Below are 23,457 nucleotides of genomic sequence, written 5' to 3'. Positions count from 1 at the left end.
GGCTTGTCGAAAGCCAGTTGAAAAATGCCGCGGAGAGTTATTCAAGAACAGCTATTTAGGGCAAGAATAGACCCTTGCTAATATGCATCCCGGCTAAACTATTGCGGCCGATGCCTGCGCCGTAGTTGTCGTCAACTATCGAGCGCTTCCAATTCGTCGATAAGCGAACCGATGATGCCAAGGCCGATCTGCCAGAAAGCGGGATCGGTGGCGTCGAGGCCGAAGGGCGCCAGAAGCTCGGAGTGATGCTTCGTGCCGCCTGCGCGCAGCATCTCGAAATACTTCTCCTGAAATCCGCGCTCGGCATTCTGGTAGACGGCATAGAGCGAATTCACCAGGCAATCGCCGAAGGCATAGGCATAGACGTAGAAGGGTGAGTGGATGAAATGCGGGATATAGGTCCAGAAGACCTCGTATCCCTCGCGCAGCTTGATCGCCGGCCCCAGGCTCTCGGCCTGCACCTCCAGCCAGAATTCGCCGAGCCTGTCCGAGGTCAGCTCGCCGTTTTTGCGCTCGGCATGCACCTTGCGCTCGAACTCGTAGAAGGCGATCTGGCGCACGACGGTGTTGATCATGTCCTCGACCTTCTGGGCGAGCATGGCCTTACGCTCGCGCTTGTCGCCGGTCTGCTCGAGCAGCGAGCGGAAGGTCAGCATCTCGCCGAAGACGGAGGCGGTTTCGGCCAGCGTCAGCGGCGTCGAGGCCATCAGCGCGCCCTGGCCGGCGGCCAGCACCTGGTGCACGCCATGGCCGAGTTCATGCGCCAGCGTCATCACATCGCGCGGTTTGCCCATGTAGTTGAGCAGCACGTAAGGATGCGCCGACGGCACCGTCGGATGGGCGAAGGCGCCGGGCGACTTGCCTGGCCGCACCGGCGCGTCGATCCATCTGCGGTCGAAAAAGCCGCGGGCGATTTCGGCCATGTCCGGCGAGAAGCGCTGGTAGGCGGAGAGCACCGTGTCCCTGGCGTTGTCCCAGCTGATCACCGCCTGCGGCGTTTCCGGCAGCGGCGCGTTGCGGTCCCAGTGGTTCATCACCTCCATGCCGAGCCAGCGCGCCTTCATCGCGTAATAGCGGTGCGACAGCCGCGGATAGGCCTCGCGCACGGCCGCGGCCAGCGCGTCGACCACGTCGCGCTCGACACGGTTGGCGAGGTGGCGCGAGTCGGCAATATCCTGGAAGCCGCGCCAGCGGTCGGAGATTTCCTTGTCCTTGGCTAAGGTGTTGGTGATGAGCGTGAAGGTGCGCAGGTTCTTGCGGAACGTGGCGGCCAGCGCCTCGGAGGCGCGGCGGCGCACCTCGCCATTCGAATCCTGCAGCCGGTTCAGCGCCGGCTCGAGCGTCAGCTCCTCGCCGTCGATCTCGAAGCGCAGGTCGGTCATCGTCTCGTCGAACAGGCGGTTCCAGGCGCCGCGCCCGGTGACCGACTTTTCGTGAAACAGCTGCTCGACGCGATCCTCGAGCTGGTAGGGCTTGTCCTTCCTGAGGTCGAGCACCCAGGGCCGGTAGTGGCCAAACGCCTTGTCGGCGGATAGAGCGCCCTCAATTGCCGCATCGTCGATCAGGTTGAGCTCGAGCGCGAAGAACAGGAGATGCGCGCTGGCGTCCGTCATCTTTTCCTGGACGTCGCCATATAGCTTGGCGCGCTGCGGATCGGCGGTGTTGCCGGCATAGACGAGGCCGGCATACGAAACGATGCGGCCGATCAGTTCCTCGAGCGCCTCATAGGCCTCGAGCGCCTCGCCCAGCCGGCCGGCGGCGCCGCGCTCGGCTTCCGCGGCAAGGGTGCCTTTCCAGCGGGTCTCGAAGGCGATGGCGTCGCTGGCCGCCCTGGCGATATCGCGCTTCAGCTCGGGCGCTTCCATGCCGGCATAGAGATCGGCGAGATTCCACTCCGGCAGGTCGCCAAGCCCCGCCGCGCCCTGGCCGGACGTTGGCGCCGCAAGCCGCCGACCAAACATCATGCGCATCAACGATACCTTCTTTGAACCAAGGGGCCAGAATCAAAGGGAAAGGAGAAGCCGGTCAAATCCTAAGGAATTCGTTCACCGGGTTTTTTGAAACCTTATTTAGAACCCTGTGCCAAGATGATCCATGGGGATTTTCTCGGGCGGACAACTCAAACAGTCATGACAGGTTCCATACTCATAGTCGATGACGATCCGGTCCAGCGCCGGCTGGTCGAGGCCGCGTTGACCAAGTTCGGCCACAGCGCGATCGTCACGGATAGCGGCGAGGCGGGCCTCGACGCGCTCGACGGGCCGAACGCGCGCGAGGTCTCCGTCGTCATTCTCGATCTCGTCATGCCCGGCCTCGACGGCATCGGCGTGCTGAAGGCGATGCGCGAGCGCGCCATCAACATTCCCGTCATCGTGCAGACGGCGCAAGGCGGCATCGAAACCGTCGTCTCGGCGATGCGGCACGGCGCCTTCGACTTCGTCGTCAAGCCGGCGTCGCCCGACAGGTTGCAGACCGCGATCTCCAACGCGCTCAAGGTGGAGGCTGTCGAGGACGAGATGAAGCGCGCGTCGCGGCGCCGCGGCGGTGGCCATCTCACCTTCAAGGACATGATCACGCGCAGCCCGGCAATGGACCGGGTGATACGCCTTGGGCAGAAAGCGGCGGCCTCCAACATCCCGATCCTGATCGAGGGCGAATCCGGCGTCGGCAAGGAACTGGTGGCACGCGCCATCCAAGGCAGCGGCGATCGCCGCTCGAAGCCGTTCGTCACCGTCAATTGCGGCGCCATCCCGGACAATCTCGTCGAATCGATCCTGTTCGGCCACGAGAAGGGTTCCTTTACCGGCGCCACCGACAAGCACACCGGCAAATTCGTCGAGGCGAATTCCGGCACGCTGTTCCTCGACGAGATCGGCGACCTGCCGCTCGACGTCCAGGTCAAGCTGCTGCGCGCCGTGCAAGAAGGCGAGGTCGATCCGGTCGGCGGCCGCTCGACCGTCAAGGTCGATATCCGCCTGATCTCGGCCACGCACCGGAACCTCCTGCAGCAGGTCAAGGACGGCAAGTTCCGCGAGGACCTGTTCTACCGGCTGAACGTCTACCCGATCTTCGTGCCGCCGCTGCGCGACCGCCGCGACGACATTCCCTATCTGGTCCGGCATTTCATGGAAAAGGTCGCTCCGACCGATCCGCGCCGCCGCCTTGCCGGCATATCGGCGACAGCGCTCGCGATGCTGCAGGCCTATGACTGGCCGGGCAATATCCGCCAGCTGGAGAATGCGGTCTTCAGGGCCTCGGTGCTTGCCGAGGGCGATGTGCTGACCGAGGAGGAGTTCCCGCAGATCCGGGCGCAGGTGGAAGGAACGGTAAATCTCGGAACGGAACCGGCATCCGTCGTCGCCGAAACGACCGCGGACGCGTCCCGGCAACCGGATGAGACTATCGCCGATGCAACGGAGGCCGGCTTGCCCGATGGCCAGGCGCCAGCAAGGCCGCAGCCGCGTTTCGGGACGCTCCGTGCGCTCGACGAGCGCGGCAATGTGCGGGCGCTGGCCGATGTCGAGCTCGAAATGATCAAGCTCGCGATCGACCATTATAACGGCCAGATGAGCGAAGTCGCCCGCCGGTTGGGCATCGGCCGCTCGACGCTCTACCGCAAGTTGAAGGAATATGGCATTGATCCCGAAGCTGGTCGCGTCGACCGGCTTGCCTCGTGACGGGCAAGCCTCGAACCAGCTTGCTCGCCTAAAATCCGAGTCAAATTGTCGCTTTTGACGTGAAAACGCAGGGTTTTCAGCGGTTGGCGTTGCCGGGGATCACACATTAACGCTAACGGTAACAGATCGTGTTCTGGCCGAGGCCGGATTCATGATCTAAACCAGCGGTTTACCACGAAATGCTGTGCATCATTTTTGACGGGATATCGCCACGGTGTTACCGCATTTCGGCTTCAATAAACGATGATTAACCATTAGGATCGATATTCGGATGTGAAAGCGACGCATCCGTTTGGTCAAATCCGGGGACAAACGGCAGCCTGAAAGCCATTTGATTTGAACAAAGTCGAACGACACAAAAACGGGCGGCATTTTCACATGAGCGTCTGGCCGAGGTGGCTGACGTTTGTGATTTTGGCCGTCGGGTTTCTGTCCGCTGCGACGTCGGGCGCGAGGGCAGAAGTCCGTACGCTCAAGCTCTACCATCTGCACACGCATGAGAAGGCCGAGATCGTCTACAAGCGCAATGGCCGCTACGATGCGGAAGGCCTGCGCAAGATCAATATCATTCTGCGCGACTGGCGCCGCAACGAGCCGACCAAGATGGATCCGCGGCTGCTCGACCTGGTCTGGGAAGCCTATCGCGAAAGCGGCGCTACCGACTATATTCAGGTCGTCTGCGGCTACCGCTCGCCGTCGACCAATGCGCTGCTGCGTTCGCGCAGCCGCGGCGTCGCCGAGAAGAGCCAGCACATGCTGGGCAAGGCGATGGACTTCTACATCCCAGGCGTGCCGCTGAAGAAGCTGCGCAACATCGGCCTCAAGATGCAGGGCGGCGGCGTCGGCTATTACCCGACCTCCGGTTCGCCCTTCGTCCATATGGATGTCGGCAATGTGCGCCACTGGCCGGGCATCAGCCGCCAGGAACTGGTCAGCCTGTTCCCGAACGGCAAGACGCTGCATGTGCCGAGCGACGGACGCCCGCTGCCCGGCTATGAGCAAGCAGTGGCAGCGTATCAGGCGCGCAAGGGCGCCGGCACGCCCAATATCGAACTGGCCAGCGCCGGTGGCTCGACCAAGCGCTCCGGCGGATTGCTTGCCGCCTTGTTCGGCGGCGGCGCCGACGAAGCCGATGACGCGGCCGATGAAAGCGCTCCGGCGCCTCAGCAGAAAGCTGTGAAGCAGGTTCAGGTCGCCAGCGCTGCCACGGCCCGCAGCAGCAACCTGCCGGGCATCGCGATCGTTTCGCCGAAGGATGCCAAGCGCGCCAACATTCCGCAGAACGCGGATGACAGCGCCGACGATTCGCAACAGCCGCAGCAGGATACGCCGGAGACGATCATCGCCGCGCTGCCGCCGAAGGAAATCCCGCTGCCCGACTTCGCGCCGCGTCCCAAGGTCGATGTCGGCCAGCAGACGCCGCAGAACGTGCCGTTCGCCACGGCGGATGCCTCTACGACGACGGAGCAGGCGGTTGCGACGGCCCAGGCGCCCGTGCCGGACAAGGTTCCGTTCGGCACAGCCAGCGCCGCGGAGGCCGCGAGCACGGATCCGGCGCAGGTGGCGGTCAACAACATCCCGCTGCCGACTTGGCGTCCCGACCACTCGACGCCGGCGGAACTGGCGTCGAAGGACAAGAACGTGCTTCTGGCGCTGGCCGAAACCGCTTCGCAGGACAAGAGCGCGACCGATGCGTTCTCAGTGCTGCCGACCGCACGGCCGCAGCCCGGCAAGCAGGATGAGGTCAAAGCCGTTCTCGAACAGGCCAATGCGACCGTCGAGGCCGGCGGCGCCGGCGCCGAATACCAGCTCGCGTCGCTGACCGAACCCGAGCCGCGCTCCGCGTTCAACGATCCGTCGGGCGTCGATGCGGCCTCGCCGCGCCAGGCCATCGCCGCGCTTCCGGCCGGGACCGATCCCGCGAAGGCGATCGGCGGCAGTGTGAAGACGACGGCCAAGGAAGGCAGGGCGTCCGCTCACGATCTGAAGCCCGGGCCCAAGGCCATGGTGGTGGCGCCGCCGCCGCAAGCCGCGCGCTGGGCGCTGGGCAGCGGCGTCAACATTGCTTCGGTTTCCGACCCGACGACGGCGCCGCGCTACGCCTACAACATCGTGCACACGCCGCCGAGCGAAGTGTATACGGCCGGTTTCCAGGCGGATGGCCAGGTGCCGGACGCAAGCCGTTTCACCGGCAACGCGGTGAAGTTCCTCTCGGTCGCGCGCTTCCAAACGAAATAGGCGAGCCAGCGTGGCCATCGCAAAGCCGCGTTGGCCCGCCAGCGCGGCTTTTGTCTTTCATGGCATGCGCCGCTGCCTGGTTGACCACCCCATCTTCCCGCTTCGTCTAATGGTAGGACAGCGCCCTTTGAAGGCGTGAATCGTGGTTCGAATCCATGAGCGGGAACCAGTCGGCGAATACGGATTCCACCACCAGCACGCGATCACACAGGGTCGTGAAACGGGAAAGGCTGCCGCTTGGCGGCGCGGGGGCGACGCACCGACCGATGCTTCGACGAGAACGCTCTCGCTGCCCTGGTGAAGGCGCCGATTACTTCTTGAGCTTGCTCGCCTCACGCGCCAGCGCTTCGATCTCGTCCCACTTGCCGGCCTTGATGAGATCGTCGGGCGCGACCCAGGAGCCGCCGACGCAGATCACGTTGGGCAGGCTCAGATAATCGGCGGCGTTCTTGGCGGTTATGCCGCCGGTCGGGCAGAACTTCACATCCGCCAGCGGCGAGGCGAAAGCCTTCAGCGAAGCGATGCCGCCGGACTGCTCGGCCGGGAAGAACTTCAGGAAGCGCAAGCCGGCTTCGCGCGCGGCCATGATCTCGCCGGGCGTGATGGCGCCGGGCAGCAGCGGCACGGGACTGTCCTTGGCCGCGTCGAGAAGCTGGCTGGTGATGCCGGGGCTGACGATGAATTTCGAGCCGGCGCGGGCTGCCTCGTCGAACTGCCTGGCGTCGAGGATGGTGCCGGCGCCGACGACCGCGTCCTCGACTTCGGCGGCAACGCGGCGGATCGCTTCCAGGGCGTCGGCGGTGCGCAGCGTGATCTCGATCGCCGGCAGGCCGCCGAGCGAAAGCGCGCGAGCAAGTGGTACGGCATCGGCAACATTGGCGATTTTAAGCACCGGGATAACCGGCTGACCATTGAGAAGCGACAGGAGCTTTTCGGTCTTGCTGGTCATGTGCTGGTCTCCATTTCGATCACTTTAAACCGATTAGCAGAAGGGATATGCCAAGTCCACGAAGGGCGGCGTGTCGTGATGTCACGTCGTGATGTGCCGGCGTCGTCTGCCTTGAAACGGCTTTCACCACGGTCTAGTGGCATTGCCATGACAATAGCCAAGGAAATTCAGCCCGTCTGCGTCGCCGCGCTCTATAAGTTTGCCCGGCTCGACGGATACGAGGCCCTGCGCGCGCCACTCGCGGCCTTCTGTTGCGGGCGCGGCATCAAGGGCACGCTGCTTCTGGCGCATGAAGGCATCAACGGCACCGTCGCCGGCAGCGAAGGGGCGATTGCCGCTCTCGTCGACCATCTGCAGGCCATCGAAGGCCTTGCCGGGCTGGACGTCAAATACAGCAGCGCCGCCGAAATGCCGTTCCACCGCATGAAGGTACGGTTGAAGCGCGAGATCGTGACCATGGGCGTCGAGGACATCGATCCGGCGGCGAGCGCGGGCACCTATGTCGCGCCGGCCGACTGGAACGCGCTGATTTCCGATGCGGATACCTTGGTGATCGACACGCGCAACGCCTATGAGGTTTCGCTCGGCACCTTCAAGGGCGCGGTCGATCCCAAGACCACCAGCTTTCGCGAGTTCCCCGCCTGGATCGAGCAGCACCGTGAAGAGCTTGAAGGCCGCAAGGTGGCGATGTTCTGCACCGGCGGCATTCGCTGCGAGAAGGCAACGGCCTATGTGAAGTCGCTCGGCCTCAAAAACGTCTTCCATCTCAAGGGCGGCATCCTGAAATACCTGGAAGACGTCCCTGCCGATGAGAGCCTGTGGCAAGGCGAATGTTTCGTCTTCGACGAGCGGGTGTCCGTCTCGCATGGCCTGGCCGAGGGTGAAGCGGAGCTCTGCCGCGCCTGTCGGCACCCGCTGACGGTCGAGGACCGGCTGTCGTCGAAATACGCGATCGGCGTTTCATGCCCGCATTGTTTTGAAATGCGCTCCGACGAGGATCGAGAACGCTATGCCGAACGCCATCGCCAGGTGGAGCTGGCGCAAGCGCGCGGCGGCAAGCGCCATATAGGCAGTTAGAACTCCACCGAATAACGATCGATCGCCCAAAGCCATGTTCCGTCGCTCTGACGGCGGGCGACCTCGCTGGTTATGCTGCCGTCGGGAAGCTTCGTCGACGTCAGCGCCAGGTCGCCGTTGACGAGGGCAGGGCGCTGCTCGCCGCGCTGGAATTTGCGACCCGCGGCGATGCCCTGTTCGAACAGCGCGCGGATGGCGTGCCGGCCGCGAACCGGCCCGTCATCGCCGCTGTCGACGACGGCGTCGGGCTCGAACAGCGCCAGCATGCCCTCGATGTCGCCGGCCCATTGCCGATCGATCAGCAGACGCTCGAGATCCTGCGGATCGCGCGCCGGCTCACGGGTTTCTGCACTCGTCATCCAATCGCTCCTTTCCGAAATTGGCGCGATCCTAGCTGAAGCCCTCCGCCGTTTCGACACATGGAGGAGACCGGCCAGCTGCCTTCGTCAGGCGGCGAAGTGTCCGCCGTCATTGTAATGTCGGGGTGCGGAGCCTACCTCTTGCCCGTCCGAAACCTTGCCCGCGCGCATTCGGCCGGGCCAATTCTGGAGGCATTGATGCTCGACCCCAAGAAGCTGCTCGACGATCTTCTCGGCTCGCAAATCCCTGGGACCGGCTCGACCGTCCGCGACAAGGCCGGGCAGGCGGTGCAGATGGCGAAGGACAATCCGCTGGCAGCCGGCGCGCTTGCCGCCGTGCTGCTCGGCACCGGCACCGGCCGGCAGGTAACGGGCGCGGCCGTCAAGCTCGGCGGCCTGGCTGCGATCGGCGGCCTCGCCTACAAGGCCTATCAGAACTACAAGGCCGGCAAGGAGCCGGCGCAGGCGCCGACCGCAAGCGAGCCGGAACTGCTGCCGCCGCCCGCCGACACCGCCTTCCACCCCTCGCAGGCGCCGCAGGGCGAGGCCGAGTTCACGCTGACGCTGGTCAGGGCGATGATCTCGGCGGCGAAGGCCGACGGGCATGTCGACGACGACGAGCGCAAGAAGATCGCCGACAAGCTCAAGCTCGCCGGCATCGGCGCCGAAGCGGAAAAGTTCCTGCTCGCCGAGCTGGAAAGCCCGCTCGATCTCGACACGCTGGTCGCCGGCGCCAAGACCGATGCGCAGAAGCTCGAGCTCTACACCGCCTCGCGGCTGACCATCGATCCCGACACGCGCGCCGAGCGCGGCTATCTCGACCTGCTTGCCGGCCGGCTCGGTTTGCCGGACGCCCTGGTCGATCATGTCGAAGCGACGGTTTCGGCGGCCAAGGTGCCTGCGGGAAGCTCGCCCTGGTGAGCAGGGTTAGCGGGTGCGGTTGCCGTTAACTTCTCGTTAACCCAGCAAGCGCATCATTCTAAGCAGTCGGACCGGCTTTTCCTCCTCCCAAGCGCGGTTCAGATCGGGGCGGTCGCTAATGGCCGCCCTTTTTGTTGGCATGTCCTTATCCGCCAATAGCGGCTTGCCATGATCCCCGGCATTTGCGATGCCACGTCTTTCCATCCATGACCGGGAGGAGGACGGCGATGACAGCCATAGCAGAGAAGACCGCCATCGTTACCGGCGCCGGCACTGGCATCGGCAAGAGCGTGGCGACGGCGCTGCTCAAGGCAGGCTGGAACACGGTGTTCTGCGGCCGCCGCAAGACGGTGCTGGAAGAGGCGATCGCGGAAGCCGGGAAGACGCAAGCCAAGGCATTGGCCGTCGCCTGCGACATCGGCAAGGCCGACCAGGTGGACGACATGTTCGAGACCGTGCTCGAAGCCTTCGGCCGCGTCGACCTGCTCTTCAACAATGCCGGCATGGGCTACAAGTCGACGATGATCGACGAGATCCCGGTCGAGGTCTGGAACGACGTCGTCGGCGTCAACCTCACCGGCTCGTTCCTGTGTGCGCGCGCGGCCTTCGGCGCCATGCGCCGGCAGAAGCCGATGGGCGGTCGCATCATCAACAACGGCTCGGTGTCGGCCTATGCGCCGCGCCCGGGCTCGGTTCCCTATACGGCGACCAAGCATGCGATCACCGGGCTCACCAAGACGCTGGCGCTCGACGGCCGGCCCTTCGATATCGCCTGCGGCCAGATCGACATCGGCAACGCGCTGACCGAGATGGCGCAGCCGATGACGGTCGGCGTGCCGCAGGCCAATGGCTCGATCGCCGCCGAAGCGGTGATGGATGTGCAGCGCGTCGCCGATGCGGTGCTGCACATGGCGAGCCTGCCGCTCGACGCCAACGTGCTGTTCATGACGGTGATGGCGACGAAGATGCCGTTTGTCGGGCGCGGATGAACGCGAGTTCCCTCACCCGGAGGATGGGGGTCACTTCTTCAGGAACGCCTCGATCCGTTCCAGTGCGCGCAGGATATTTTCCTCGGAATTGGCGTAGGAAAGCCGGATATAGCCTTCGCCGAGCACGCCGAAATCGGGGCCGCCGATGAGCGCCACGCCGGCATCCTCCAACAGCGCCGATGCAAGCTTCTTGGCCTTCCAGCCGGTCTTCGAGACGTTGGGGAAGGCATAGAAGGCGCCCTTCGGCGTGATGCAGGAAATGCCGGGGAGCGCGTTCAGCCCCTCGACCACGATCCTGCGGCGGTTGTCGAAAGCGCGCATCATCTTCTCGACATCGTCCTGCGGGCCGTCGATCGCGGCGATGCCGGCAAACTGGCTCGGCGCGTTGACGCAGGACCAGCAGTTCACCGCCAGCTTGCGCACCTTGTCGTAGAGATGCGCGCCCTTGTCGCCGTTCGGCCAGATCGACCAGCCCATGCGCCAGCCGGTCATCGCCCAGGTCTTCGACCAGCCGTTGAGCACGATCAGCCTGTCGCGGATTTGGGGAAAGTTGAGCAGCGAAAAGTGCGTCTCGCCGTCATAGGTCATGACGTCGTAGATCTCGTCCGACATGATGGCGACCTGAGGGTGCTTCTCCAGGCCCTTGACCAGCTTCTCGATCTCGCTGCGCGGGGTGACGCCACCGGTCGGATTGGCGGGCGAGTTGAGGATGAGCAGCCTGGTCTTCGGCGTGATCAGCGCCAGCGTCTCCTCCGCCGAGAAGGCAAAGCCGTTTTCCTCGCGGATCGGCACCGGCACCGGAGTGGCGCCGGTGAACTCGATCATCGAGCGATAGATCGGAAAGCCGGGATCGGGATAGAGGATCTCGGCGCCCGCCTCGCCGAACATCAGGATCGCGGCAAACATCGTCGGCTTGCCGCCCGGCAGGATCATCACATTCTCGGGCGACACCTCGAGGCCGGTGGTGGTCAGCGTGCGGCGCACAACCGCCTCGCGGGTGGCCAAAAGCCCGTTGGCCGGCGTGTAGCCATGGTGGCCGTCGCGCAGCGCCTTGATCGCCGCCTCAACGATGTGCTGCGGCGTCTTGAAGTCGGGCTGGCCGATGCCGAGGTTGACGATGTCGCGGCCCTGATGGGCCAGCGCGGTGGCCCTCGCCAGCACCGCGAAGGCATTTTCCTCGCCGAGACGGTCGAAGGCCGCGATCGTGTGGAGCATTTTTCCCGTCCCTGTGGTTCTTTCTGTGAGCGAGCGTTTTTGTGACCGTCCGCCGGTAAAAGTCAACGGATTGGAGTGGCAGGTGTCGGAAGATCTGAAGAATTGGCAGCCGCGCCCGCGGCCGGAACGCAAGGCAATCGAGGGACGCACCGTCAGGCTCGAGCCGCTGAGCGCCGCCAAGCATGGCGACGGCCTTTACGAGGCCTCCTCCGTCTCGGATGTCGGCGGACGTTTCGCCTGGCTGCCCGATTACCCGCCGGAAACCCGCGCCGCCTTCCAGCCCTGGCTCGACAAGGCCGAAGCCAGCGAGGATCCGCTGTTCTTCACCGTCATCGACAAGGCGAGCGGCAAGATCGCCGGGCGCCAGACGCTGATGCGCATCGACGCCGCCAACGGCGTCGGGGAAATCGGCAACATCTATTGGGGGCCGCTGATCTCGCGCAAGCCGGCGGCGACCGAGGCGCAGTTCCTGTTTGCGAAATATCTCTTCGACGATCTCGGCTACCGCCGCTACGAGTGGAAGTGCAACAACCGCAACGAGCCCTCGAAACGCGCCGCCGAGCGCTTCGGTTTCAGGTTCGAAGGCATCTTCCGCCAGCATCTTGTGGTCAAGGGTGAAAACCGCGATACGGCGTGGTATTCGATCATCGACAAGGAATGGCCGGCCTTGCGCCAGGCCTATGAGGGCTGGCTCGATCCGGCAAACTTCGATGGCGAAGGCGGCCAGAAGAGGCGCCTCGAGGATTTCCGCGCCGAATTCGGAGCGTGACAGGGAGTTTGGCGATGGCGCATGACCACGGTTCACATGATCACGGTTCCGCCGGTCATAGCCATGGCGCCGGGCATGTGCATGGCTCGACCGACAAGAAACGGGTGCTGATCGCGGCTTGCCTGACCGGCGGCTTCATGGTCGCTGAGGCGCTTGGCGGTCTGCTCACCGGCTCACTGGCGCTGCTCGCGGATGCCGGCCATATGCTTGCCGATTCGATTGCGCTCGGCCTAGCCTGGTACGCCTTCCATCTCGCCGGGCGGCCCGCCACCGGTCGTCTCACCTATGGCTTCGGCCGGGTGAAAACGCTGGTCGCCTACACCAACGGCATCGCCATCTTCGTCATCGCGCTGTGGATCGTCTACGAAGCCTGGGGACGGCTGTTGCACCCGTCGCCGGTGCTGGGCGGACCGATGCTGGTGGTGGCGGTCGCCGGCCTTCTGGTCAACATCGCCTCGTTCTTCGTACTGCATGGCGGCGATCGCGAGAGCCTCAACATGCGCGGCGCCATCCTGCATGTGCTGGGCGACCTGCTGGGGTCGGCCGCGGCAATCGTCGCCGCGATCATCATCCTGGTGACAGGCTGGACGCCGATCGATCCCATCCTGTCGGTGCTGGTTTCGCTGCTCATCCTGTCGACGGCATGGTCGCTGATGCGCGAGGCCGCGCATGTGCTGCTCGAAGGCGTGCCGGCAAGCCTCGACCGCGATGTGATCGCCAAGGATATCGAAGGCGCGGTCAAGGGGGTGCGCGAGGTGCACCATATGCATGTCTGGTCGCTCGACGGCACCTCCAACATGGCGACGTTGCATGCTTGCCTCAACGACGGCGTCGACGCGCATATGGCGGTGAGCGCCATCAAGAAACGGCTTGCAGCCAAGCATGGCATCGAGCATGCCACTGTCGAACCCGAATTTGGCCAATGCGCGGACAGCCATGACGAGCACGACCGCCATCACGATCACGATCATGACCACGCGCACGATGCGCCGCGCGATCGCCGGCACTATCACTGATCGCTGCGTGATGACAAAGCCGAACAGCCTCGAAACGAAGAATGCCAGTTGATGGATCGTGACACCCGCAACGCGGCGATCGCCGCCGCCGTGATACTGCTTGTGTTCGGCCTCGCCGCCTATTTCCTGCCGGCCATCATGCTGGCCGCTGGCAAGGTATCGACGGTTCTGGCGGCCATCATCGCCGCGATCTTCATGGTCGGGCTGTTCGTCGTCCTGTGGCTGCGCGGACGCAGCCAGCGCAAGAAAGGTCTCTGAAGATGAGAATTCTGATCACCGGTGCCGCCGGCATGGTGGGCCGCAAGCTGATTGCCCGGCTGGCCAAGGACGGGACGCTGCGCGGGCAAAAGATAACGGCGCTCGACCTGCATGACATCGTGGCGCCGCAGGCGCCGGCGCTCGCGGGTGTCGATGTGTCGATCCACACCGGCGATCTTTCCGAACCCGGGGCCATGGCGGCTCTCGTGGCTCCGCGCCCGGATGTGATCTTCCATCTGGCCGGCATCGTGTCTGGCGAGGCGGAGGCCAATTTCGACCTCGGCTACCGCGTCAATCTCGACGGCACGCGCGCCCTGTTCGACGCCGTGCGGCTGGCGGCGTTCGCGCCGCGCCTCATCTTCACCTCGTCGATCGCCGTGTTCGGCGCGCCGTTCCCGGACGTCATTCCGGACGAATTCCATCCGACGCCGCTCACCTCATACGGCACGCAGAAGCAGATGAGCGAGGCGCTGCTCGCCGACTATACGCGGCGCGGCTTCTTCGACGGCATCGGCATCCGGCTGCCGACGATCTGCGTGCGCCCTGGCAAGCCGAACAAGGCGGCGTCGAGTTTCTTCTCCGGCATCATCCGCGAGCCGCTCGCCGGCCAGGAAGCGATCCTGCCGGTGCCGCGCTCGGTGCTGCACACCCATGCCAGCCCGCGCTCGGCGGTGAATTTCCTCATCCATGCGGCCGAGATCGATGGCGACAAGGTCGGTCCGCGCCGCAACCTGACAATGCCTGGTGTCGCCGTCACCGTCGGCGAGCAGATCGAGGCGCTGGAGCGCATCGCCGGCGCCGAGGTCGCGAAGCGGATCCGCGAGCAGCCCGACGAGGTCATCTGGGCGATCGTCAAAGGCTGGCCGACACGGTTCGAAGCCAGGCGGGCGAGGGAACTCGGCTTTGCCGCCGAGAAGAATTTCGACGACATCATCCGTGCTCATATCGAGGACGAACTGGGCGGCAAGATCGCCTGATAGGTTTCAGACGCCGCCCGACAGGCTGGCCGACAGAAGCAGCAGGCCGACGATGAAAATGAAGGCGGCGCCGCCGATCTCGACGATCGAGTGGATGCGGTTGCCGATGCGTCCGTCGCCGGCGAAATAGACTGCCCAGTTCTTGGCCGTCACGGCGATCGTCGCCAGCGCCGACACCGTGATCGCGGTGCCGATCGACATCGCCAGCACCGACAGCAGCCCACCTACCCACAGTCCGTTGAGCAGCGCGAAGCTCAGCACGATCAGCGCGCCGGAACAGGGGCGGATGCCGACGGCGGCGACCGCCGACCAGGCCGTCTTCCAGTCGAAGCGGTCGCCCGACAGCATTGCCGGGTCCGGCGCATGCGAATGGCCGCAGGTCTCGCAGACTTCGCCCGGGCCATGGTCGTGGTGGGCGTGCTCGTGCGCGGCGTGATGATGGTGCTCATGCGCGCCATGATCGTGGGCGTGCGCATGGTCATGATGATCATGATCGTCATGCACATGCAGGGAATGCGCGGCGTGCGCATGTGCGTGCGAATGGCCCGCATGCGAATGCGCGTGAGCATGCGAGTGGCCCGCATGCCCGCCATGCGAATGGCCGGCATGGGCCGCCGACAGGCTGTAGGCAGGGGCTCTGCCGAACAGGCGCAGCACCGACGGACCGAGCTTGCGCCACAGCAGCCAGGCACCGAACAAGGTGACCAGCACAAAGCTGGAGATTTCGAGGAACCAGGCCGCGTCGGTCATCGAGATCGCGGTGCCCCGCAGCACGAAATAGGCAAGCATCATGACGACCACTGCCGTCAGACCCTGCAGCAGCGCCGAGACGAAGGAGAGCAGGATGCCGCGTCTCAGCGCCACCTCGTTGGCCACCATGTAGGAGGAGATCACCGCCTTGCCGTGGCCGGGTCCGGCAGCGTGGAAGATGCCATAGGCGAAGGAAAGCCCGATCAGCAGCCAGAGCTTGCTGCCGTCCTGGCGCATCGCCTTCATCGCGGCCGCCAGCGAATGGTAGAATTCCTGCTGCCTGAGATTGATCCACATCAGGATGTGGGCGAACGGGCCGGTGGTGGTCGGCGCCATGCCGTCATTGGTGCCGATGCCGAGCGAGCTTTGCGCGTGCGCGACGACGGGCAAATGAGTGATCACCAGGGTGGTGGCCAAAAGGCCGAGCGCTAAGCGGATATTCGTGGGATGCCCCACGAATATCCGCTTAGATTCCCTTGCTTGTCGCAGGTTCCGATCGCAAAACCGTGGGACACTTTTGCGGAACCTGCTTACGCGCAGCGACGGTTTCATCACCAAATCATCCTTCCGGCGAGCAGTTCAACTCGAGCTTGGTGGCGAAGATCTTGCTCATGTCGGTGCCTGTCGGATCGTTGAAGAACGCGTCCGTCAGGGTCTTCTGGTTTTCCTTGATCGCCTCGTCCGGATCGGGCCGGACGACCTTCTTGGTGCAGGTCGAGGGCAGGCCTTCGACGGTGAGGTTGGCGTCGTCGGTGAAGTCGATCGCCGTGTAGAAGGTCGGATCGTAGACGCCGATGTCGATCTTGCCCGTCAGCTTGATCGGTGCCTTCGGCTGCGACTCGAACAGGATGATCAGCTGGTCGTTGTCGAAGTTCGCCATCAGATGCGGCGGCGGCACCATCGGCACGTCCTTACCGTCCTGGGTGACGAGCTGGAAGTAGTTGAACTCGGCCAGCGAGGAATGGACGGTGTCGGCCACTTCCTTGAGCTCTTTATCGTCAAGTTTCAGATCGGAGTTCTTGTCGAACTCCATCATCACTGTACTTGAAAACAGGTCGTCGAAGCGCCAAAGGTGGCGCAGCGCCGTCACACTTTGGTGATCCTGGCTGAGGATGACGTCGAGCCGGGCTTCGGCAAATACATGCGGGTGCACTTCGGCCTGCTCGACCGAGGCGAACGTGGCCGCGAGGGCCGAAGCCAGCATGGTGGCTTGCCGTTTCAGATGCATTCCGTGCCGCGATTCCATTGACTTCGAGGGCGAGCCCGAGAGTTAGCATAAAGGGGGCGAAATTGGGACGCCTGCTCAGGCTCCCGTATCGCGCGTCTTGAACCACTGCGCCAGGAAGTCGACGAACACCCGCACCTTGGCCGGCAGATAGCGCCGGTGCGGGTAGACGGCGAAGATGCCGGTGCCCGCCAGGATGCGGTCGTCGAGCGCGGTGACCAACTTGCCGGACGCGACGTCGGGGGCGGCGATGAAATCCGGCAGCATGGCGAAGCCCAGGCCGGAAAGTGCTGCGGCTCTTGCCACAATCGGGCTGTTGACCTCGATCGGGCCCGATACGGCGACGCTCACGGAGTCTTCGCCTTCGCCCTTGAAGCGCCAGTTGGCCAGCGAGCGGCCGTTGGTGTCGACGAGGCAGGGCATGTTGGCGAGATCCTGCGGCCGCGTGGGCTTGCCGTGCTTGGCGATCAGCTCCGGCGACGCGCAAAGCCTGACCGAGAACGGCGCCAGCCGCCTGGCGATGAGCGAGGAGTTCTCCAGCCGCGAGATGCGCACGGCAAGATCGAAACCTTCCTCGACTAAGTCGACGAACCGGTCGTCGAGATGGATGTCGAGCACGATGTCGGGATGCTGCCTGGCGAAGTCGACCAGCGACTGACCGATCGGCGCATCGGCGAAGGTGCGGGCGGCCGACAGCTTGATCCTGCCGCGAACGTCGCCGGAAGACTGGCGCACCGCCTCGGCGAGGCTGTCGACCTCGCGCACGATCTCGGAGGCGCGCTGATAATAGGTGTGGCCGGCTTCGGTCAGCGAGAACTGGCGCGTCGTGCGGTTGAGCAGCAGCGCGCCGAGCTCGTCCTCCAGCTCGCGCACATATTTCGACAGCAGCGCCTTGGAGCGGCCGATCTTGCGCCCTGCGGCCGAAAAGCCTTCCGCCTCGACCACGTCGATGAAGGCGCGCATGCGCGTCAATGTGTCCATGGTCAGACCTTTCGTGCCGCGTCGAGAATCTTGCGGCCGAGCCGTATCAGGGCAACGTCGCTGCCGGAAGGGCCGAGCAGCGAAAGGCCGAAGGGCGCGCCGTCTATCGCGCCGATCGGCAAGGTAATCTGCGGAAAGCCCGAAAGACCGGAGAGGCACAACAGATGCAGCGCCCTTTCGCGATAGGCCTGGAACTGTTCCGGTGTGCCGGCGGCGAGTGGCGCCGCGCCGGGAACGGTGGGCAGGACCAGGAAGCCGTTGTTGCCGAGCAGCGCCGCGAACTCGGCCCGGAACGCCAGCCGCCGCGCTGCCTCGGTGGCGGCCACCTTGGCATCGATGGTGCGGCCGAAGCCGAAACGCTCCTCGACGCCTGGGCTGAGGCGGCCGCCGGCCGAGATCCAGGGACCATGCTCGCGCCAGGCCTCGAAGGCCTGCAGGCGGCGAAAGCACCAGTAAAGCTCGTCGGGGAACGAGGCGAAGGCGTATTCGGTCTCCGCGGGCTGGCCGATGACGGCGGCGGCCAGCGCCTTCATGCGCTGATATTCGGCGGCTTCCGCCGGACCCATGACAAAGGCGTCCAGCCAGCGGATCGACAGCGGGCGGTTGAGCGGGTGCTGGTGCGGATCGCGGCCGAGCAGAAGTTTGCCGACCGTCTCATAGGTCTCGATGTCGTCGGCGAACCAGCCGAAGGTGTCGAAGCTCGATGCCAGCTTCATCGCGCCGTCGAGCGGAATGCGGCCATGGGTGGTGCGCAGTCCGATCAGGCCGCAGAAGCTCGCCGGCGCGCGGATCGAGCCGCCGGTGTCGGAGCCGGTGGCGATGTTCGCCAGCCCGCCGGCAACCGCGGCCGCCGAGCCGGAGGAAGAGCCGCCGGTGACGCGCTCGGGCGCGGCGGGATTGACCGGGTAGGGGAAATGCACGTTCTGGCCGAACAGCGAGAAGGCCAACTCGTCGGTCTGGGTCTTGCCGACGAATCGCGCACCGGCATCGAGGATCGTCTGCACCGCCTCGGCCGTGCGCGAGGCGGCATGCGCCTCCTCGAATTTCTGCGGATTGCCGCAGCCGGTGCGGTAGCCGGCGACGTCATAGATATCCTTGACGGCCAGGCGCAGGCCGGCGAGCGGGCCCAATTCCGCATTCGCTACAGGCATTTGGCGCAGATCGAGGAAGGCGTTCAGCGGTCCTTGAGTTCCTGGCATCGTTCGATTTCCGGATACGGTGCGACAAACATTGTTCGATGCCAGAAATTTTACAACCTGGGCTTACGATTTTTATTGATTGTGAAACCCTTCGCTCCTATATCGCGCTTGCCCAAAGTCGCACGTGCCTGTGGGTGTCCGCCGATCCTCGAATGGTGAGGGCAATCGGTAAGGTAACTGGAGCCAACCCCTCCAGTCGGTCAGTGGCCAACCACAAGACCGAGGACACCTTGAAGCAACGACGGTGCGGGCCTTTCTGGTTCTCTGCCGGTTGTCCAAAGACCGGGGTTACTGAAGAGGCACACCTTCATTGCCGGCAGTGCGGAACGGGGTTCTCCCAATCCAAGCCAAGGCAGACAAAGCGAACCGAAGCCGGGCAAGGCTAGGTTCATCGCCGCGAGACGGCGTTTCATGGTTCCGGGGTCTCCACCGGCTGGTTCCATGGAATTTCTGTCCCGCCTTTGTTTGACCGCGTGTTCGCGAGGCCGACAGCCCGCGTCCGCACCCTTGTGCGCGCCGAAAGGCGTGATGGAGAGACCCCGATGGCCACCCAGCGCATCCTTGACTTCCTCGCCACCCGACGTCCGAACGGTCCCTGCCTCGTCGTCGACCTCGATGTCGTGCGCGACAATTTCCGCGCCTTCGAGAAGGCGTTGCCCGATTCCAAGATCTACTATGCGGTGAAAGCAAACCCGGCGCCGGAAATCCTGCGCCTGCTTGCTGCGATGGGCTCGTCCTTCGACACCGCATCGGTTGCCGAGGTCGAGATGGCGATGGATGCCGGCGCGCCGGCCGATCGCATCTCCTTCGGCAACACCATCAAGAAGGAGCGTGACATCGCACGCGCCTACCAGCTCGGCATCCGCCTGTTCGCCGTCGACTGCGTCGAGGAGGTCGAGAAGATCGCCCGCGTCGCCCCCGGCTCGCGCGTGTTCTGCCGCGTGCTGACCGACGGCGAAGGCGCCGAGTGGCCGCTGTCGCGCAAGTTCGGCTGCGTGCCGGCGATGGCCGTCGACGTGCTGCGCCATGCCAAGGGCCTCGGCCTCGACGCCTATGGCGTGTCGTTCCATGTCGGCTCGCAGCAGACCGACCTGACGGCCTGGGACCGCGCGCTGGGCGACGCCAAGAAGGTGTTCGCGACGCTCGCCGAGGAAGGCATCGTGCTCAAGATGGTCAATATGGGCGGTGGTTTCCCGACCCGTTACCTGAAGGACGTGCCGGTGGCCCAGGCCTATGGCCAGGCGATCTTCTCGGCGCTGCGAAAGCATTTCGGCAACGCGCTGCCCGAGACGATCATCGAGCCGGGCCGCGGCATGGTCGGCAATGCCGGCGTCATCAAGTCGGAAGTCGTGCTGATCTCGAAGAAGGCCGACAACGACAATGTGCGCTGGGTGTTCCTCGACATCGGCAAGTTCGGCGGTCTCGCCGAGACCATGGACGAGGCGATCCGCTATCCGCTGGTCACCCGCCATGACGGCTCGGAGACCGCGCCCTGCGTGCTCGCCGGCCCGACCTGCGATTCGGCCGACGTGATGTACGAGAAGACGCCCTATCCGCTGCCCTTGTCGCTGACCATCGGCGACGAGGTGCTGATCGAAGGCACCGGCGCCTACACGACCACCTACTCGGCGGTCGCCTTCAACGGCTTCGAGCCTCTCCGATCCTACGTGATCTGACCGGTTCGCAAGGACCGCTCAGATCATCCGGCGCGGGCGATCATGTCGCCCGCCCTGGCTCGCTTGTGGGACAGATCTCCGCTCGTGAAGGATCGCGGACATGGAATACCTGATCAAATCGGCCATTGCGGCCACCGAAATTGCCCCCTCGTCCGGACCGTCGGCTGAGCTTTTCCCCGCGGGGGAGAATGGCTCGACGGCAGTGCTCTTTGGCGCATTTTCTTACGGCGAACCGGTTTCCACTTCGCCTGAAAATGCGTTTGCGCCCTCCCTTGCCCTCCGGGCACAGGCTGGCTCGCGCGGCGCGCCGGACGAGGGGGCCGCCCAGGCGCCGGCCTTCGTCATCCTTGGCGAAGGCGCAGGCGACGTCGCGGCGCGCGAAGCGCTGCTCGACCGCGCCATGGGGCCGAAACGCAGAAAGAAGTCGTCCGAGAAGCTGCGGCGCGGCCGCCGGCCCTCGGAAGGCCTGGCCTTTGTCGCCCGCGATGTCTCAGGCGCGGTCGTCGGCACGGTGCGGCTGTGGGATGTGAGGCTGGGCGAGGGCGGTCCGGCGGCGCTTCTGCTCGGCCCGCTCGCGGTCGAGCAGGGATTGAAGAGCGGCGGCATCGGCTCGGCGCTGATGCGGCATGCGGTTGCCGAAGCCGCGCGGCTCGGCCACGGCGCGATCCTGCTCGTCGGCGATGCGCCCTATTACGGGCGGTTCGGCTTCTCGGCCGACCGCACCGGAGCGCTCGCCATGCCCGGCCCCTATGAGCGGCACCGGCTTCTGGCGCTGGAGCTGAAGGACGGCGCGATGGATGGCGCCAATGGCACGATCAAGGCCGCCGGCCGCAAGCTCAAGGGGCAGGCGCCGGGCTTCGTCGCCTGAAGCCTTTGTCTCACGCAATTCCGGACGGAAGGCTACGGCGAAGTCGCCGAGCCCAACCGCTACGCACTTTTCCTGGAATTGCTCTAGGTTCGACAAAACAGCAACACCGCCCATCGGGCGGCGTTGCTGTTTTGCGAAAGGTCAGCCGAGCAGCTGGCTGAGCGCCATGGCGACGGTCATGTCGCCTTCGACCTTCAGCTTGCCGGCCATGAAGGCCATGGTCGGGTTGAGGTCGCCGGCAATCAGCGAATCCAGATCGTCGAGCGACAGCTTCACGGTGCAGTCGGTCGGCGCGTCGATGGTCGAGACGCTCGCGCCGTCGATGACGATGACGCCATCGCTGCCGGTGTCGAACTTGACGGAATGCTCGAAGCCGGCGCTTGCCACGCGCGACTTGATCTTGTCGGCAATCTCCTGAACGCCCATGGCGGTTCTCCTCGTTGGTTGCGTTGACGCGCACCGGCGCTTGGCCGCTGGGCGAGGTAGGCGCGCCACGCCTGCGCGCGGTTGCCTGTCACCGGCGCATATAGCTTCGAGTTGACGTTAACGTCAACGCAAGCGACATGCGTCATCTCGCATCACGGGTAAGCGGAGTTCGGGCATCCACGCCGAACCTTGGCCGGACAATCAGTGCTCCGGCTCGGCCTTGAAAGCCTTGGTCATGGCTGAAGCGGTCTCGCCGGCACCCCTGCGGCGGCGGAGCGCGTTGTCGCGGATATCGTCCTTGGAGAGGAAGTTGACCTGGTCGATCAGCACCTCGTGCACGAGCTCGACGCCAACCCGAGCGTTGATGGTGTCGCGGATCGACTTGCGAAAGGCGTCGAGATCGATCGATTCCTTCTTGGTGAAATCGATCTGCGGGTTGGAATAGAGATAGGAATAGACCTGGTCCGTCATCAGCGCCTGCGCCGGGACCGACAGCTTCTTTATCTGTTCCGGCTCGACCGTGTAGACCAGCTTGGTGAGGAAATAGCCGTCGATCGTGCCGTCGCGCAGCAGCGGCACCGAGATCATGTCGGTCTTGACGTAGTCGAGGCCGCCCAGCATCGGCTTCGGCGGTTCGGCCGCGCCGCGCTGGCCGGCCGCCTGGAAGGAATAGAAGACCGCGCCGAGCGTCACGGCGCAGATCCACAGCGCGGCGGCGATAAACTTAATCACCCGGTCCGTCCTTGCGCCTCGATCATCTCGATCAGGCCCGTGCCATTCCGAACTCCCCAACCGAATAGGTGCCGTCGGCATCGGCCCGCTGGATGGCGTTCCTCAAAAGCGTGGCGACCTCGTTGACCGCGTTGAGATGGGCAAGGATCGCCGCTTCGTTCTTCGCCAGCTTCTGGCGCAGCCGCAGCAGGCCTTCTTTATGCTGCTCGAGGAATTCGATCTCGTTGGCGCCCTTCAAGGCGCGGTTCAGCTCGTAGAGGTACCGGCTCTTGCGGGCGTTCGAGGCCTTGAGGTCATACGTCGTTCCGCTGCGGATGCCGGCGGTCTCCTCGTCCACGACTTCTTCGATGCGGCCGATGATGGCGGCGAGGTTGCCGGGTCGTGCGGCGGCGGGCGCCTCCATTGCGTTGGTGCGTACGGGAAGGTTGGAAAGGTCCGTTTGGTCGGCCATGTAGGTCCCTAGATCTTGATGTCCGTCTTTATGGTTGTGTCGTCGCCGGTCATCGACCGTGCGGCTTTGCGCTCAAGCTCCTCGATCATCGAGGTCGAAAGCCGGGTCTGCTGGTCGATCTCGGTCTTCTGCGGTCCGCCGGCAACAGGGCCGACCGGCACCTTGTGCTTGCCGTCGAGATAGTGGTCGGCAAGCATCGATTTGGCGATGCCGATGCCGCCATGCGCGGCCATGACATCGGCCACCTTTTCGGCGAGCTGCGACTTCCACATGTCGCCCGCCAGGCCCTTGCCGTAAACGCCCTCGGTGTCCTTGGGCATCATGTTCTGGATGAAGGTCGTCAGCACCATCGCCTCGAAGCGCTGGAACTTCTTCGCCGGATTGGCGGCTTCCGCCTTGTCGGCCGAGGCGCGCGAGAGAATGGAGCCGGCATCGACCGTTACAGAGGGATCGACAGAGAATGCACCTGGCGCACCACCCGCGCGCTTAAGGAGTGCTGCCCGCGCGGCCTCGATATCGGCCGGCTCCGCTGCGCGGGCAACGTCCATGACGATGTCGCTGGGTGGGGAAATGGCCAAGAAAGTCCGCCCTTTGCCGGTTTTGTTATCTGCACAATGACTGAACAAGCTTGTGGCAGGCTTGCGATATCGGATGATGACGGCGGCGTGATCGGCAGCCGGCGAAAGAGCAGCGACGATTCGTCG

Annotated in this window: 23 protein-coding genes and 1 tRNA gene; 12 read left to right on the top strand and 12 right to left on the bottom strand. The window is 64.6% G+C overall.

All coding sequences use genetic code 11. The features are described from left to right. Positions 1-131 precede the first annotated feature (131 nt). Positions 132-1,970 carry a M3 family oligoendopeptidase gene (locus WDX12_RS03045; protein ID WP_320293128.1) on the bottom strand — a complete coding sequence of 613 codons (1,839 nt, stop codon included), beginning with the start codon at positions 1,968-1,970 and terminating at the stop codon, positions 132-134. A gap of 159 nt (positions 1,971-2,129) precedes the next feature. Between WDX12_RS03045 and WDX12_RS03040 the strand changes: the two genes are divergently transcribed. The 3 genes from WDX12_RS03040 (at position 2,130) to WDX12_RS03030 (ending at position 6,084) form a co-directional block, all read left to right on the top strand. Further along, positions 2,130-3,677 (top strand): sigma-54-dependent transcriptional regulator, encoded by a 1,548-nt coding sequence (locus WDX12_RS03040; protein ID WP_434723875.1) that lies wholly within the window; start codon positions 2,130-2,132, stop codon positions 3,675-3,677. Positions 3,678-4,055: 378 nt separating this feature from the next. After that, on the top strand, positions 4,056-5,915 hold the full coding sequence (locus WDX12_RS03035; protein ID WP_434723874.1) for a DUF882 domain-containing protein: 1,860 nt from the start codon (positions 4,056-4,058) through the stop codon (positions 5,913-5,915). A gap of 95 nt (positions 5,916-6,010) precedes the next feature. Next, positions 6,011-6,084: transfer RNA gene (locus tag WDX12_RS03030), tRNA-Gln, on the top strand. 141 nt (positions 6,085-6,225) lie between these two features. Here WDX12_RS03030 and WDX12_RS03025 read toward each other — a convergent pair. Further along, positions 6,226-6,864 (bottom strand): 2-dehydro-3-deoxy-phosphogluconate aldolase, encoded by a 639-nt coding sequence (locus tag WDX12_RS03025; protein WP_434723873.1) that lies wholly within the window; start codon positions 6,862-6,864, stop codon positions 6,226-6,228. 147 nt (positions 6,865-7,011) lie between these two features. Between WDX12_RS03025 and WDX12_RS03020 the strand changes: the two genes are divergently transcribed. After that, the gene (locus WDX12_RS03020) at positions 7,012-7,941 is read left to right on the top strand and encodes a rhodanese-related sulfurtransferase (protein ID WP_320293132.1); all 930 of its coding nucleotides are present in this window, start codon (positions 7,012-7,014) and stop codon (positions 7,939-7,941) included. Here the strand turns inward: WDX12_RS03020 and WDX12_RS03015 are convergent. Next, complete coding sequence (locus WDX12_RS03015; RefSeq protein WP_320293133.1) at positions 7,938-8,300, bottom strand: YybH family protein; 363 nt, start codon at positions 8,298-8,300, stop codon at positions 7,938-7,940. The genes WDX12_RS03020 and WDX12_RS03015 overlap by 4 nt on opposite strands. A 198-nt stretch (positions 8,301-8,498) precedes the next feature. Between WDX12_RS03015 and WDX12_RS03010 the strand changes: the two genes are divergently transcribed. Both WDX12_RS03010 and WDX12_RS03005 read left to right on the top strand, forming a co-directional pair. Then, positions 8,499-9,221 carry a tellurite resistance TerB family protein gene (locus WDX12_RS03010; RefSeq protein ID WP_320293134.1) on the top strand — a complete coding sequence of 241 codons (723 nt, stop codon included), beginning with the start codon at positions 8,499-8,501 and terminating at the stop codon, positions 9,219-9,221. Between the two features lie 227 nt (positions 9,222-9,448). Then, positions 9,449-10,210 (top strand): SDR family oxidoreductase, encoded by a 762-nt coding sequence (locus tag WDX12_RS03005; protein ID WP_434723872.1) that lies wholly within the window; start codon positions 9,449-9,451, stop codon positions 10,208-10,210. Positions 10,211-10,240: 30 nt separating this feature from the next. On the opposite strand, the gene WDX12_RS03000 is transcribed toward WDX12_RS03005, so the two are convergent. After that, complete coding sequence (locus WDX12_RS03000; protein ID WP_434723871.1) at positions 10,241-11,425, bottom strand: pyridoxal phosphate-dependent aminotransferase; 1,185 nt, start codon at positions 11,423-11,425, stop codon at positions 10,241-10,243. 82 nt (positions 11,426-11,507) lie between these two features. On the opposite strand from WDX12_RS03000, the gene WDX12_RS02995 reads away from it, so the two are divergent. Genes WDX12_RS02995 through denD form a run of 4 tightly spaced genes read left to right on the top strand, consistent with a single transcriptional unit; the run spans position 11,508 to position 14,445 of the window. After that, a complete protein-coding gene (locus tag WDX12_RS02995) occupies positions 11,508-12,194 on the top strand; it encodes a GNAT family N-acetyltransferase (RefSeq protein WP_320293137.1) in 687 nt (228 codons plus the stop codon). 14 nt (positions 12,195-12,208) lie between these two features. Beyond that, positions 12,209-13,210 (top strand): cation diffusion facilitator family transporter, encoded by a 1,002-nt coding sequence (locus WDX12_RS02990; protein WP_434723870.1) that lies wholly within the window; start codon positions 12,209-12,211, stop codon positions 13,208-13,210. Positions 13,211-13,261: 51 nt separating this feature from the next. After that, on the top strand, positions 13,262-13,468 hold the full coding sequence (locus WDX12_RS02985) for a hypothetical protein (protein ID WP_320293139.1): 207 nt from the start codon (positions 13,262-13,264) through the stop codon (positions 13,466-13,468). Positions 13,469-13,470: 2 nt separating this feature from the next. Then, positions 13,471-14,445 carry a D-erythronate dehydrogenase gene (gene denD / locus WDX12_RS02980; protein ID WP_320293140.1) on the top strand — a complete coding sequence of 325 codons (975 nt, stop codon included), beginning with the start codon at positions 13,471-13,473 and terminating at the stop codon, positions 14,443-14,445. A gap of 6 nt (positions 14,446-14,451) precedes the next feature. Here the strand turns inward: denD and WDX12_RS02975 are convergent, their stop codons facing one another. The 4 genes from WDX12_RS02975 to WDX12_RS02960 form a co-directional block, all read right to left on the bottom strand. Then, entirely contained in the window at positions 14,452-15,597 is a 1,146-nt protein-coding gene (locus WDX12_RS02975; RefSeq protein ID WP_430699201.1) for a nickel/cobalt transporter, read from the bottom strand. A gap of 157 nt (positions 15,598-15,754) precedes the next feature. After that, a complete protein-coding gene (locus WDX12_RS02970) occupies positions 15,755-16,423 on the bottom strand; it encodes a DUF1007 family protein (RefSeq protein ID WP_320293142.1) in 669 nt (222 codons plus the stop codon). 75 nt (positions 16,424-16,498) lie between these two features. Then, positions 16,499-17,401 (bottom strand): LysR family transcriptional regulator, encoded by a 903-nt coding sequence (locus WDX12_RS02965; protein WP_320293143.1) that lies wholly within the window; start codon positions 17,399-17,401, stop codon positions 16,499-16,501. Positions 17,402-17,403: 2 nt separating this feature from the next. Further along, positions 17,404-18,600, bottom strand: a complete 1,197-nt coding sequence (locus tag WDX12_RS02960; RefSeq protein WP_434723869.1) for an amidase — start codon at positions 18,598-18,600, stop codon at positions 17,404-17,406. 542 nt (positions 18,601-19,142) lie between these two features. On the opposite strand from WDX12_RS02960, the gene odc2 reads away from it, so the two are divergent. Next, entirely contained in the window at positions 19,143-20,276 is a 1,134-nt protein-coding gene (gene odc2, locus WDX12_RS02955; protein ID WP_095817118.1) for an ornithine/lysine decarboxylase, read from the top strand. 343 nt (positions 20,277-20,619) lie between these two features. Next, a complete protein-coding gene (locus tag WDX12_RS02950; RefSeq protein WP_434725766.1) occupies positions 20,620-21,144 on the top strand; it encodes a GNAT family N-acetyltransferase in 525 nt (174 codons plus the stop codon). 141 nt (positions 21,145-21,285) lie between these two features. Here the strand turns inward: WDX12_RS02950 and WDX12_RS02945 are convergent, their stop codons facing one another. The 4 genes from WDX12_RS02945 to WDX12_RS02930 form a co-directional block, all read right to left on the bottom strand. Further along, positions 21,286-21,570 carry an SCP2 sterol-binding domain-containing protein gene (locus WDX12_RS02945; protein ID WP_320293146.1) on the bottom strand — a complete coding sequence of 95 codons (285 nt, stop codon included), beginning with the start codon at positions 21,568-21,570 and terminating at the stop codon, positions 21,286-21,288. A gap of 201 nt (positions 21,571-21,771) precedes the next feature. Further along, positions 21,772-22,302 (bottom strand): hypothetical protein, encoded by a 531-nt coding sequence (locus WDX12_RS02940; protein ID WP_320293147.1) that lies wholly within the window; start codon positions 22,300-22,302, stop codon positions 21,772-21,774. 31 nt (positions 22,303-22,333) lie between these two features. After that, positions 22,334-22,753: a hypothetical protein gene (locus WDX12_RS02935; RefSeq protein WP_320293148.1), complete on the bottom strand. Its 420-nt coding sequence runs from the start codon at positions 22,751-22,753 to the stop codon at positions 22,334-22,336. 8 nt (positions 22,754-22,761) lie between these two features. Then, positions 22,762-23,301 carry a rod-binding protein gene (locus WDX12_RS02930; protein ID WP_434725765.1) on the bottom strand — a complete coding sequence of 180 codons (540 nt, stop codon included), beginning with the start codon at positions 23,299-23,301 and terminating at the stop codon, positions 22,762-22,764. Between the last annotated feature and the right edge of the window lie 156 nt (positions 23,302-23,457).

The organism is Mesorhizobium sp. RIZ17, assembly GCF_051127865.1.
GTDB lineage: Bacteria > Pseudomonadota > Alphaproteobacteria > Rhizobiales > Rhizobiaceae > Mesorhizobium > Mesorhizobium humile.
Note: the sequence above shows the minus strand (reverse complement) of the source record. Positions and strands in the feature narration are given on the sequence as shown.

Excerpts from the sequence above, each read along its gene's own strand:
- WDX12_RS03035 (WP_434723874.1), top strand. The coding sequence starts at position 4,056 with ATGAGCGTCTGGCCGAGGTGGCTGACGTTTGTGATTTTGGCCGTCGGG.
- odc2 (WP_095817118.1), top strand. The coding sequence starts at position 19,143 with ATGGCCACCCAGCGCATCCTTGACTTCCTCGCCACCCGACGTCCGAAC.
- WDX12_RS02985 (WP_320293139.1), top strand. The coding sequence starts at position 13,262 with ATGGATCGTGACACCCGCAACGCGGCGATCGCCGCCGCCGTGATACTG.
- WDX12_RS03040 (WP_434723875.1), top strand. The coding sequence starts at position 2,130 with ATGACAGGTTCCATACTCATAGTCGATGACGATCCGGTCCAGCGCCGG.
- WDX12_RS02930 (WP_434725765.1), bottom strand. The coding sequence starts at position 23,301 with ATGGACGTTGCCCGCGCAGCGGAGCCGGCCGATATCGAGGCCGCGCGG.
- WDX12_RS02965 (WP_320293143.1), bottom strand. The coding sequence starts at position 17,401 with ATGGACACATTGACGCGCATGCGCGCCTTCATCGACGTGGTCGAGGCG.
- WDX12_RS02970 (WP_320293142.1), bottom strand. The coding sequence starts at position 16,423 with ATGCATCTGAAACGGCAAGCCACCATGCTGGCTTCGGCCCTCGCGGCC.
- denD (WP_320293140.1), top strand. The coding sequence starts at position 13,471 with ATGAGAATTCTGATCACCGGTGCCGCCGGCATGGTGGGCCGCAAGCTG.
- WDX12_RS03000 (WP_434723871.1), bottom strand. The coding sequence starts at position 11,425 with ATGCTCCACACGATCGCGGCCTTCGACCGTCTCGGCGAGGAAAATGCC.
- WDX12_RS02990 (WP_434723870.1), top strand. The coding sequence starts at position 12,209 with ATGGCGCATGACCACGGTTCACATGATCACGGTTCCGCCGGTCATAGC.
- WDX12_RS03015 (WP_320293133.1), bottom strand. The coding sequence starts at position 8,300 with ATGACGAGTGCAGAAACCCGTGAGCCGGCGCGCGATCCGCAGGATCTC.
- WDX12_RS03045 (WP_320293128.1), bottom strand. The coding sequence starts at position 1,970 with ATGCGCATGATGTTTGGTCGGCGGCTTGCGGCGCCAACGTCCGGCCAG.
- WDX12_RS02960 (WP_434723869.1), bottom strand. The coding sequence starts at position 18,600 with ATGCCAGGAACTCAAGGACCGCTGAACGCCTTCCTCGATCTGCGCCAA.
- WDX12_RS03010 (WP_320293134.1), top strand. The coding sequence starts at position 8,499 with ATGCTCGACCCCAAGAAGCTGCTCGACGATCTTCTCGGCTCGCAAATC.
- WDX12_RS02935 (WP_320293148.1), bottom strand. The coding sequence starts at position 22,753 with ATGGCCGACCAAACGGACCTTTCCAACCTTCCCGTACGCACCAACGCA.
- WDX12_RS03005 (WP_434723872.1), top strand. The coding sequence starts at position 9,449 with ATGACAGCCATAGCAGAGAAGACCGCCATCGTTACCGGCGCCGGCACT.
- WDX12_RS03020 (WP_320293132.1), top strand. The coding sequence starts at position 7,012 with ATGACAATAGCCAAGGAAATTCAGCCCGTCTGCGTCGCCGCGCTCTAT.
- WDX12_RS03025 (WP_434723873.1), bottom strand. The coding sequence starts at position 6,864 with ATGACCAGCAAGACCGAAAAGCTCCTGTCGCTTCTCAATGGTCAGCCG.
- WDX12_RS02945 (WP_320293146.1), bottom strand. The coding sequence starts at position 21,570 with ATGGGCGTTCAGGAGATTGCCGACAAGATCAAGTCGCGCGTGGCAAGC.